The organism is Bacillus sp. MYb56 (assembly GCF_002976445.1).
GTDB lineage: Bacteria > Bacillota > Bacilli > Bacillales > Bacillaceae_G > Bacillus_A > Bacillus_A mycoides.
Map to the genome: position 1 here is coordinate 88,286 of NZ_PCOH01000018.1, position 12,264 is coordinate 100,549.

Below are 12,264 nucleotides of genomic sequence, written 5' to 3' on the forward strand. Positions count from 1 at the left end.
AAGTTCAAACTCCAAACCTTATTTCCATCCCACAAACAATACTAATTAAACAAATAATATCCCCCATAACGAAACCTAACCAACGTTAAACTATTTACTTCATGTATACAAATAACTATCACTTTAAGAATAGCCGGTAATGTTACATCGAATCATTACCGGTCCATTGTTAGTAAATCCTATTTAATTCTATACTCATTGTTTTATCACTTAGTTTACTCTAGAATTGTGCCCACTTATTTTTTTGGCTCTAATCCAATGGAACGTAAGATTTTATCTAACGTCACTGGCCCTACATTTTCTTTCGGTTTCTGATTTTCTTTGGCATCTGGACCCTTTTTCAAGAAATTCTTCTCAATAAAACGAATATCTGTTTCATTTACAACACCATCTTGATTGACATCTCCATCTTTTACAGCCACTTTTCCTTTTTCATATGAAAGAGCTGCTATTCTAGCATCTTGAATATCTACCATTTTATCGCCGTTTACATCACCTGCAAGGCTGTCATCCATATCAGCTCTAAAGTTTTGTCCCACTAATTCTCCATCCTGCATTTTCCCTATTTTTGTAGTTAATTTACTATTTAAATGACCTGGCATTTCTACGAAAATATTATATTCTGTATCACTTACTGGAACACTATGAATTTCAAATTGCCCATTATCATCAACCGTTCCTGTATATTTCTTTCCATCCTTACCAACTGCATACACTTTTGCTCCTAGTTTTGTGTAGTCATTCTTACCTAAATACCCCTCTTCAGTTAAGAAAGCTTCTGGTCCAATATATCCTGTAACCATTGCATGTTTCGAAATAATAGAAAAGGATTTATCTTTAAACACAGGAATCTCAACGCCTTCTGATGCACCTGTTTTTGTATAAGAGAATTTATCTACTCCAAATGCTGTTAAATTATTAAAATACTCGTCACTCGTCATCTCGAATGTAACATCTACAAATGGTGCGTCTCCATCTAGACCTTTAAATTCTGTTCCTTCTAAAGATGCACCAACTTTCACCTTGTTTTCCCAGTTTCCTTCTTCATTTATCACTGGATCTTCTAATTTAATATTTAATCCATGTTGTTTTGCATATTCTGCAAGTGCTGGATTTGGTTTAACATCTACAAATTTAAACAACTGTTTACTATAAGGAATCTCAAATGTACCTGACATAAGTTGTTTCACATTATTAAGATTTAAAGTTAATGTAATTTTTTCTCCTAGTTTAACTTTATCCTTGTCATAGCTTGGGACAGCGTATTCCGTTCCCTCTTTAACAAAGACATAATCTTTAAATCCATTTGCCATATTTGATGCAGTTGCAAGATCATATCCAAATAACCTTAAATTAAGCGGTTCATTGATTTCCTCTGGAAGTACACCAAATTTAAAATCACCATTGGCTTGAATTGTATTCAACCAACCTGACGGAAAAGCAGAGTTTTGGTAATATACAATTTCATTAGTTTTTTGGTCATACTGAAGGCCTTTTGCCTTTAATACATCTATCGTAGAATCATAAATGTTACCATGTACCCATAATGCACGCTGACCATCTTCTTCTTTGAACATAGATTCATTTACCTCATGAACGCCAGGTTTTACATCGGTAAATTTCATTTCAGGTTTGATATTATCAATAATTACGCTATCTCCTTTTGTATAAGGTTTCCCTTCTTTGTCATATCCAATGAAATCAAGTTGGTAATCTCCATCAGGCAACGTAACTCGCTTGTCTCCAATTGGATGATTTGGATCTCCTGTAAACGGGAATACATAGCCACCCATACCATCGAACATGATATATTCAATATTTGGTGTTAGACTGCTAGCATTAATTGTCCCCACAATTCCTAATGCCTTTCCTGTTTTTCGATCCTTCACCACTGCATCGATAGTTTCAAGTGGACTGTTCAATTTAAATGTCAGCGGTGAACTCGGCCTTTCCATAAATGGATGGAAGTTAGATGTATCTGTTGCCATTGCATCTCTCAGCAAATCTACAGATTCAATTCCTTTTTCTGTGAATTTAACTGCAAATGGCACTTGATATACTTCTTTTTCATTTTTTTTATTTGAAATATGAATATATCCCTCATATCTACCAAATTCAGCGTTTTCTGGAATGATAATTTCAGGGCTAATTTCCCCTGATGTACTAGGAGCTACTTTAATAGAATCTTGTACGTTCAGCTTCACACCATTCTTCGCTGCATCTTGCACACCTACACTTGTTGGTGAAAACTCTACTTCTAATTTAAACTCTTTCTCGTCTGTTTTATTGCTGTTCTTAATTAAGACTTTTCGACTATCTTTAATAGGTCCATTTCCCAATTGGTTTTTATACCCGAATGCAATAGACCCTGTTTTTTCTTCAATTTCTACTTCTTCATCATTTACAACGTTTGATGTTTTATCGATAACCTCGATAGCTGTATCTGCATGAACTGCACGATACGCATCAATTCGGCCTGATCCTACCTCAAATACAGAGCGTGCCTCTTTTAAGTCAACTGCAGTATTCATAAGCGCTTCTTTTACTTCAAACGGACTATAGTTTGGATGTTCTTGTAAAATGAGTGCCGCCACCCCCGCTGTATGAGGAGTTGCCATAGATGTACCTGACATACGTCCATACGCTACCGGATAATTTTCTCCATCCTTTGGATCATTAATATATTCAGGAACAGTTGAGAAAATAGAAACACCTGGCGCTACAATATCCGGCTTAATATCATCTGTTTTACTTGCAGGACCGCGAGAGCTGAAATCAGCTAAGTGATCTCCTTCTGTTTTTGTGTTACTCAGTTCTCCAAATGTTAAAGAGACATCTCCTTGGACAGCTTTTGCTTGCAATTTCTCACCATCTGCCTTTGTTAAGCGGAACGATGGAATAGATGAAGTACTTTCCCCAAGGTAACTTGTAATTTCACCATCTACATTGTTATATACAATTACCGCCTTTGCACCTGCTTCCTTAGCATTTTTAATTTTTTCATCGAATGTAATCTCACCGCGCTGGATGAGCGCTAACTTTCCTTGTACATCTTTCCCTTTAAAATCATCTATTTTCCCAAGACCTGTATATACAACAGATAATGATTGACCTTTCAAATCTTCAATCTTATCAGTAAAGCTTTTTCCAAGTAGCATCATTTTATCCACATGTAAATCAGCTGCATCGGCGGAAAATGTCGGGATAGTCATCGCAGCGTCACTTGCTCCAACTGTAATTGGAAGTGCTGCTGCACTAGGTGATCCAAGGGTACCTTCTTCTGGACCACTATTACCTGCCGCTACTACTGTAACAACACCAGCTAACATCGCATTGTTTACTGCAATAGAAGTAGGATATAAAGGATCATTAATAGACGCACCTAATGATAAATTGATAACGTCCATATCGTCTTTCACTGCTTTATCAATCGCAGCAAGAATACCGCTTGTTTGTCCACTTCCATATGGACCTAATACACGATATGAATATAAATCTACATCCGGAGCGACTCCCGTAACTGCATAATCCACACTATTCTTTTTGTCTGCAGCAATTGTCCCAGCTACATGAGTACCGTGGGATGTATAGTATGCACTTCCATCATAAATTTCAGGATATCCTCCAGAATTTTGCCAATCCTTATACGTTGTCTCCATTGGATCAGCATCATTATTAACAAAATCCCATCCTTTTATTGAGTTCGGATCTATTTTGCTTGCATCTTCACCTTGCTTTGCACGATACCCTTTATAAGCATCTTTTAAATCAGGGTGGTTATAATCAATACCTGTGTCCAGTACACCTACCTTAATTCCTTTTCCTGTTATTTTTTCATCATGCAGCTTGTCCACACCAATTTGTGGTACACTATCTGCCATTTTGGGTTCGGCAGCCGTCTTAGCTGTTTCTTTCGGTAAATCAATTTTGACCTCACTATCTTCCCATACGCGCTTAACAATACCAGTGCGAACTAAGTCTTCAATCATATTCGCAGGTAACGAAATCGCTACACCATTAAAAGCATTCTTATATTCTCTTGTTATTTTGGCAGATTTAAAATTCGTCCCTTTATCTTTATTCTTTTGAAGCTGCTCAAACTCTGATTTAAATTCTTTATGAGATGCTTCTACCTTTTGTTCCGCAGTTGAAAGGGCTATTTTTTTCCCCTTAGCTGCTTGTTTTAACATCTCGATTTTGCTAGGTGCTTGCTTAAACTCTACAATCACATTCACATTATCAGGACTTGCTGTATTGATGCCTGGTGAAATAACAAAACCTGGTTTTGTATCTAACGTTTTTAAGGCATTACGTTGTTCCTTTGTAAGACCTTTCAATATAGCATTTGCATCATCAATCCCAGTTAAAGTAGTTGTATTTACCTCTTCGGCCAATACGTTATATGGAATTCCTTGAGACATTAACATACCAACAGTTAGCGTTCCGATAAGTATTTTTCCGAATTTCCCCTTCTTCATAGCGCATCTCCTTATTATTAAAATTATTTTTTCTAAAATAAATCCTCTGATCTCCTATTTAGCATTGGCAATTCTATCAACCTTGAATCTATTTAAAACAATCGAGAATCTCCAACACTACTAATCTTCTTTCTATAAAAGCCCCCATAAATTGTTTCCAACTACAACGATTTACAACATGAATTATTAGTAGCGTTAAGCAATAATTCTATTTTTATTATTTCACATTTTGATTTTTCTGAATATTGAACAAAAGGAGTAATTTTTTTCTAATGATTCTATGCCCAAATAGTACAAAAGAACTACCTTGCCCTTTATTCTTTGTAATATAGAATAAAGAAACACGATAGTTCTTTTAAGCATCTCTTATTTAATCCAACGGAACCAATTGATTTCGAACAGCATAAATCACTGCTTGTGAACGACTTTTCACATTGAGTTTTTTAAAAATTTTATTGATGTGAATTTTAACTGTTTTATCACTAATATATAGAGCTTCAGCAATTTCTTTATTACTAAGTCCTTTTACTAATTCAAAAAGAACTTCCTTTTCACGTTCCGTCAGTTCATTTTCATTTGATTCTAATTTCATTTTTTGCTGATGATATGTAATTAATTTTTTAGTCATACGCGGATGAATAACTGAATCGCCTCGATATAACATTCGAATTGCTGCTATTACCTGCTCCGATGATGAATCCTTCAATAAATAACCATCAGCACCAGCCTGAAGTGCATCCATTAAATACTCATCATGTTCATACATTGTAAACACAAGCACTCGGCAATTTGGATAATTTTTTTTTACTAACTCTGTGGCTTCAATCCCATTTTTCCCTGGAAGATTAATATCCATCAAAATACAATCTGGTCTGCATTCTTCTACTTTTCCCAATACTCCGTCCCCAGAGCTAGCTTCTCCAACCACTTTCATATCAGATTCATCCTCTAGTATGCTCCGAATTGCGTCTCGTAAAAAAGCATGATCATCCACTACTAATATTTTAATCATTTTACGCACCCCTTGTTTGTGAATCTGGAATTAATAGTGTAATTTCTGTCCCTTTCCCTACAGAACTATCAATCTGTAAAGTAGCCCCTAATTGTTCAGCTTGTTCATTCATATGTAATATACCATAATGTGGCTCATTCTTCGTTTTAACCATAGACTCAAATAGTGAAAAGCCGACTCCATTATCCTTAACCCTTAAAAGCACGTGCTCACTTTGATAGCTAAGTAAAACATCAGTCTTTTCTGCTTGTGCATGTTTTACAATGTTTTGCAAACTCTCTTGTAATGTATCAAAAATAACTCTTTCTTTTGAAAAGCTGAGTGCACGTGCATGACCTCTTTCATGATATGTAATATCTAGTTCATATTCTTGTTTTAAAGATTTTATTTTACTTGCTATCGCCTGCTTAAGCCCTAATTGTTGTGTCGGATATGGTTTTAAAGCATAAATAGAATAACGAACTTCTCCTAGGCTTCCTCTAAAATCTTTTATACTTTTCTCTACTATTTGCTGCATATCTATTGGTTTATCACGGTATTTTTTCTGCGCGGATTCTAGTTGGTATATCACCCCGGCCAATGTTTGTGCAATACCATCGTGAATTTCGCGTGCGATTCTATTTCTTTCTTCTAAAATCATTCTTTTTTCCTGTTCAGAAATCAATATTCTTGTTTTAACTACGTTAGCTAATTGGTTAGAAAACGTAGCTAACGACTGTACATCTTCCGGAAAAAAACCCGCAGTTCTACTTTTCCCTGCAACAAACATTCCGACTAGTTCATCATTTACAATAAGAGGAAAATATACAAGCGAGCGTATGACGCTATCAAATATTTCATCTCCAGGAGCCGTACCAGTTTTCCAATCATGAAACACAAGATTTTTAGAGATTCCCTCAAACGCCTTGGATATTTCTGAATGATCAGAAATATCCAGACGAACTTTCCCATCTTTTAATAGAAGATTCCAGTTCCCATCATCTTTTGTCCATATTACATATGCTTGTATGCCAAAAAAGCCTTTAAGCGCTTGTTTAATATGTTTCAAGTTTCCTCCGGTTAGTCCACGACTAATTTCTGTCGTAATAAGAAACAGCTCATATAATCGTTCCTTCTCCATCCTTATCCGTACAGAAAAAGAACTAATAACTGAAATTGCTACAAGTGGAAAAAAGAAAAACAGTACTGTAATCTCGTTTATTTCCACACTATATGTACTAATTAATACATGCATCAGGGCCGCATAAGAGAAACCAAAAGTTTCGCAAAGAAATACCGTTACAGTTTTTTTATACCACTGATAGATTGAATATGGCTGCGGAAGAATTATCATTAACAAATCGTAAAAGCGGTTGTTGAAGAAGCCAAAAAACACGCAAAATAACAACAAAGATATTAAATTTTCATATAGAACTGACATATCTATCTTGTTAATTAATAAAGACATACATTTATTTGAAAACCATTCGGCCAAGATCAAACTAAGCGCATGCTGAGTACTATTAAATAACATTCTTTGTATCGGTGAACGACGATGCAGGTGAATAATTAGCGTTACGAGTACAATAGCAATAATAGTCATATGGATTCCAAACTGCCAACTCATAGCGTAAATTATCGGAAAGGTAAGCGAGCTAGTTCCTCTCCAAAATCGTACAGGAAAATACTCTGCAATCCCCATAAATATTAATAACAATATTAATATCGTTGGATAAGAAGGGATTTTAATATCAAGTAAAGATATGGTTATAGTAATCAAGCCAAGAAAAGAAATAAAATAAAGATAAGAACTAGCAATCTTTTCTCTCATAAAGATAGAATTTACATCCTTCAAAACAACCCCTTCTTTCTTTATAAAACTTCATTTTCTCTATTATCCAACAAAAAACCGGCACTGGCAAAATGGAAAAACCTCCACTAGCCAATCACCGGCTGTGTACTACACCTAAAAAGGCAAGACACAATATTAGTATAAATCGATTCTCATAAATTTCCTATTCATCAAACGATGTAATTATGCATACCGCTAGGCTTATCCTCTATAGTACAAAAGATATATATTAATATCGCTAATCTAATATACGCTTTCTTTCCATCCCCTATATCCTATTTTCTTTAGTATAAAAGATGACGTAACGTAACCTTCAAGCTACTTTTTTCAAATAATCCAAGCATAATTTTCTCACAAACAACAAAAATTAACAGAAACAATTTCAATGTAAAGGAGATGGAAATTATGGCCGAACAGAAAAATTCACAACAAGATAATAAAAAAAAGCATATGTTTCCATCACTTCCGGAAAATATTAATTACATTGAAAATAAGCTCTGTCATTCAGATGATATAAAAAAATTAGATGTCCCTTTCCAAAATGGAAAAGGAACAATCTTATATATCGAATCTTTATAGGTAGAAATCTTATCGCTTATCATCCAGAGTTATGGAAGAAAAAGAATTGGAATAAAGATTATGCAAAGGTAAAATTTAAACCGGAAGTAGAAGTAAAGATTTTATATAGTGGCGTCTTAAAATAAAAAGGTTGGACGCCCGCCGGCATCCAACCTTTTATTTCATATAACGATATACAATTGACTCATACGGTCTTAAGTTAAGATTGGTAATATCTTTACTTGAATCTTTGTAATTTGATAATAATACTTCTTGTTTCATACCATCTAATTGAACATGAACTGGTACAGAATACGTTATTTCTTCTCCATAGAAGTTATTTATAACAAGTAATACTTCATTATTTACAGTACGTGTATACGCCCAAATGCTAGGATGATTTCCATCTAAAATAGCATATTTCCCTTCTGTAAGGACATCGTATTTTTTTCTAAGTTCAATTAGCTTTTTATAATGATAAAATACAGATTCTCTATCTTCTAATGCCTTCTCTACGTTTATTTCTTTAAAGTTTTCAGCCACAGAAATCCAAGGTGTACTTGTTGTAAAACCACTATTCACCTCTTCATTCCACTGCATCGGAGTACGGGAATTGTCACGAGATTTTTGTTTTAAAATCCCGATAATCTCTTTTTTTGATAATCCTTCTTCTAGCTTTATATCATATATATTTAACGATTCTACATCACGATATTGCTCGATGGACTCGAATTTAGGATTCGTCATACCGATTTCTTCACCTTGGTAAATGTAAGGCGTTCCTTGCAACATATGCATAGCTGTCGCTAACATTTTCGCAGATTCATTCCGGTACTTCTCATCATCACCAAACCGTGAAACGATACGAGGCTGGTCATGATTACACCAGAATAACGCATTCCATCCTCCGCCCTTTTGCATTTCAATTTGCCAATTAGACATAATTTCTTTTAATTTAATGAAATCAAAATCAGCTTTCGTCCACTTATCACCATTCGGATAATCTACTTTTAAATGATGGAAACTAAACGTCATGCTTAGTTCATTGCGCTCAGGATTCGAATATTTAATACAATTATCAATTGTCGTAGATGACATTTCTCCAACTGTAATTACATCTTTCCCTTCAAAAACATTTTGGCTCATCTCTTGTAAATATTCATGGACGCGTGGACCATCTGTGTAATATTTACGCCCATCACTTGTAGCCGTGGTGCCTTCATCACTTAAAAATCTTTGATCTTTTGAAATTAAGTTAATAACATCAAGGCGGAATCCTTTTACACCTTTCTCCAACCAAAAGCGCATCATATCGTACACTTCTTCACGAAGCTTTTCATTTTCCCAGTTTAAATCAGCTTGCGTCTCATCAAATAGATGTAAAAAATATTGCCCTGTTTTCTCATCATATTTCCAAGCAGATCCTCCAAATTTAGACTGCCAATTATTCTTTTCATCACGCCAAATATAATAATTTCGATACGGACTATTCTTATCTTCTTTTGCTTCTTTAAACCACTTATGCTCCGTTGAACTATGATTTACAACGATATCAAGCATGATTTCAATGTCACGTACTTTCGCTTCTTTTAAAAGCTCTTCAAACTCTTCCATCGTCCCGTAAGATGGATCAATGCTGTAATAATCACTTACATCGTATCCATTGTCATTTTGTGGTGATCGGTATATCGGTGTTAACCAAATATAATCCACTCCAAGTTCCTTTAAATAATCTAATTTCTCTGTAACTCCCTTTATATCACCGGTTTCTTTATTATAGTAACTATTAAAGCTCTTCGGATAAATTTGATAGACTACACTTTTATGCCAATCTTTCATGCTTAATTTCCTCCTACTTCTGTTTTACTCGTTTCGCAAATAACCATGTTAATGTAAATGGAATTACTACTGCGATTATCATCCCTACAATAAACATTGGAATCGATTTCGGAATGATAGAAATAAATGCTGGCAATCCGCCAATTCCGATTGCTGGTGCTAATACACCATTTAATGTAATAAATATCGCTGCTATAGCAGACCCAATAATCGCTGCATAGAACGGGAATTTATTTCTTAAATTCACACCGAACATCGCTGGCTCTGTAATACCGAAGTACGCTGAGATTGCTGATGTTGATGCCATACTTTTATCATTTTGATTTTTAGAAATCCAGAACATCGCTAGTGCCGCACTACCTTGTGCAATGTTAGAAAGAGCAATCATCGGCCAAATAAATGTACCGCCGTGCTGTGCAATTAGCTGTAAATCAATTGCAATAAACATATGATGCATTCCTGTAATTACGAGCGGTGCATATAATGCTCCAAATAATACTGCTCCAAGTACTGGTACCGTTTCATATACGCCAACTAATCCAGCCGTTAATAAATCGCCAATATGACGTGTAACTGGACCGATAATTCCTAACGCTAACACACCCGTTACAACGATTGTTGTAATTGGTACAACTAATAATTGAATTGCGTTTGGCACATGTTTCTTTAAGAAGATTTCAACTTTACTTAATACGAATGCTGCTACTAAAATGGGTAAAATTTGACCTTGATACCCTACCTTTTCAATTTGGAATAGCCCTAAAATATCGAAGTACTCAATCTTTTGTCCCTCTAAACCAGTCGCTGCTTTTCCATAATCCCACGCGTTTAATAAGGCCGGATGCACAAGCATTAATCCCATAACAATCCCTAGTATTGGACTACCACCAAAGCGCTTCGTTGCTGACCAACCAACAAGTGCCGGTAAGAATACGAATGCTGTATTGGCCATCATATTAATTAAATCCCAAAGCCCACCTAAGTTCGGATATACTTCTAATAAATTTTTCCCATCAAAAAATAAGTCCTTTGCCCCTAACAGGTTATTAATCCCCATTAGTAAACCTGCCGTAATAATTGCTGGCAAAATCGGCATAAATACATCTGAAAATACTTTTACAAACTTTTGAACTGGATTTAATTTTTTATCCCCTGAACCTTTTACGTCAGCTACTGTCGATTCTTTCATACCTGCAAGCGTTATCAATTCAGCGTACACTCGATCGACATCACCTGGACCAATTACAATTTGAAATACCCCAGCGTTATGAAACGCTCCCTTTACTAATGAAACAGACTGTAATTTATCATTATCTATTTTATTTTCATCTTTTAAAGCGATACGTAGCCTCGTTACACAGTGCGCAGCTTGTTCAATATTGTCTTTCCCACCAATATACTGCAACACTTCTTTTGCTGTTTTACGATAGTCTTTCCCCATATTCCCGTCCCTCTTTTCTTTTTTTGATACCGTTTACACTTACATATTAACTCGTATATATAAGTTAGTCAACACTCATATATATAAGTTGGTGATTTTTTATAAATAAAGAGATGGAACGATTATTTCGCTCCATCTCTTTATTTTCTTCGCGCCACATCCGAAAAGTGAAAAATATCTAAACGGTGACGTGATTCCGTATATTCGAACTGACTCCCATCGTATAAATGAGTAAAGTTTTTTACAACGACAACATAGTCTGTTCCATTTAAATCCAAATACTTTCGGTCATCCTCTGTACATGGTTGCACTTCAATTACCCGCTGTGAATAGCTAATATGTAGCCCTAATTCTTTCTCAATGTATTTATAAATCGATGCAGTTGCAATTTCTCTCGTTAATCCTGGAATATATTCCGATACAAAATGGTTTATATCTAAAATTACTTTTTCTCCATCAATATTTCGTACACGTTTAATATGATTTATTTCCGTTTTTTCTTTCACGTTTAATAACTTTGCTACATCTTGTGTCGCTTTCATTTTCTCTATTTCCACGACTTCTGTAATACAATGACGTCCTAAACGTTCATTTTCTTCTTGAAAACTTACAATACCACCAAAGTTAAATTCAATGTTTTTGCGCTTTAATACAAAAACACCTTTTCCGTGTATTTTTTGAACATATCCACGCTCTTGCAATAAATCTACAGCTTTTCTTACAGTACCCCTACTTGCCTCATACTGCTTCATTAATTCCGTTTCTGATGGGATTTTACATCCTTCTTTTAATTGTTTATTATCAATAGACTTGCTGATTTCTGTATAAATTTGTTCATACTTACTCATCATCTACAATAGCCCCTTGTCACCTTCTAGTTCTATATATATTATACCACGCTATACTCTTCTGCCAATCTCTCACTTATTTTCCAGTACAAGAAAACTATAGGTAAATATTTAGTCTCTAAAACGTATTTTTATAAATTTTTCTTTTCATTCAAAAAAACATGTAGTATACTAACTTCAAAATCAGAGGAGAAAGGGAGCAAAGAACTATGCTTACTTATACAACTGTAGTTACATTTGCACAAAAACATCATCAT

Annotated in this window: 6 protein-coding genes and 2 pseudogenes; 2 read left to right on the forward strand and 6 right to left on the reverse strand. The window is 34.9% G+C overall.

Annotation, left to right across the window (positions count from 1 at the left end):
- Nucleotides 1-236: 236 nt before the first annotated feature.
- From CQ058_RS20175 to CQ058_RS20185, 3 genes are all read right to left on the reverse strand, one after another.
- Nucleotides 237-4,478, reverse strand: coding sequence for a S8 family serine peptidase (locus CQ058_RS20175; protein WP_002188293.1), 4,242 nt, complete (start codon nucleotides 4,476-4,478; stop codon nucleotides 237-239).
- A gap of 370 nt (nucleotides 4,479-4,848) precedes the next feature.
- On the reverse strand, nucleotides 4,849-5,490 hold the full coding sequence (locus CQ058_RS20180) for a response regulator (RefSeq protein WP_002188290.1): 642 nt from the start codon (nucleotides 5,488-5,490) through the stop codon (nucleotides 4,849-4,851).
- A 1-nt stretch (nucleotide 5,491) separates the two neighbouring features.
- Nucleotides 5,492-7,324, reverse strand: coding sequence for a GAF domain-containing sensor histidine kinase (locus CQ058_RS20185; RefSeq protein WP_105589945.1), 1,833 nt, complete (start codon nucleotides 7,322-7,324; stop codon nucleotides 5,492-5,494).
- 393 nt (nucleotides 7,325-7,717) lie between these two features.
- Here CQ058_RS20185 and CQ058_RS20190 point away from each other — a divergent pair.
- Nucleotides 7,718-7,897, forward strand: a pseudogene (locus CQ058_RS20190) (spore germination protein); the annotation flags it as partial.
- Nucleotides 7,897-8,025: pseudogene (locus CQ058_RS32745) on the forward strand (Ger(x)C family spore germination C-terminal domain-containing protein); the annotation flags it as partial. The pseudogenes CQ058_RS20190 and CQ058_RS32745, both read left to right, overlap by 1 nt.
- A 31-nt stretch (nucleotides 8,026-8,056) precedes the next feature.
- Here CQ058_RS32745 and treC read toward each other — a convergent pair.
- From treC to treR, 3 genes are all read right to left on the reverse strand, one after another.
- Entirely contained in the window at nucleotides 8,057-9,718 is a 1,662-nt protein-coding gene (treC, locus tag CQ058_RS20195) for an alpha,alpha-phosphotrehalase (RefSeq protein WP_002188285.1), read from the reverse strand.
- Between the two features lie 13 nt (nucleotides 9,719-9,731).
- Nucleotides 9,732-11,159: a PTS system trehalose-specific EIIBC component gene (treP, locus tag CQ058_RS20200; RefSeq protein ID WP_002188283.1), complete on the reverse strand. Its 1,428-nt coding sequence runs from the start codon at nucleotides 11,157-11,159 to the stop codon at nucleotides 9,732-9,734.
- Between the two features lie 140 nt (nucleotides 11,160-11,299).
- Nucleotides 11,300-12,010, reverse strand: a complete 711-nt coding sequence (gene treR / locus CQ058_RS20205; protein WP_002010502.1) for a trehalose operon repressor — start codon at nucleotides 12,008-12,010, stop codon at nucleotides 11,300-11,302.
- Nucleotides 12,011-12,264 lie beyond the last annotated feature (254 nt).

Excerpts from the sequence above, each read along its gene's own strand:
- treP (WP_002188283.1), bottom strand. The coding sequence starts at position 11,159 with ATGGGGAAAGACTATCGTAAAACAGCAAAAGAAGTGTTGCAGTATATT.
- treR (WP_002010502.1), bottom strand. The coding sequence starts at position 12,010 with ATGATGAGTAAGTATGAACAAATTTATACAGAAATCAGCAAGTCTATT.
- CQ058_RS20180 (WP_002188290.1), bottom strand. The coding sequence starts at position 5,490 with ATGATTAAAATATTAGTAGTGGATGATCATGCTTTTTTACGAGACGCA.
- CQ058_RS20175 (WP_002188293.1), bottom strand. The coding sequence starts at position 4,478 with ATGAAGAAGGGGAAATTCGGAAAAATACTTATCGGAACGCTAACTGTT.
- treC (WP_002188285.1), bottom strand. The coding sequence starts at position 9,718 with ATGAAAGATTGGCATAAAAGTGTAGTCTATCAAATTTATCCGAAGAGC.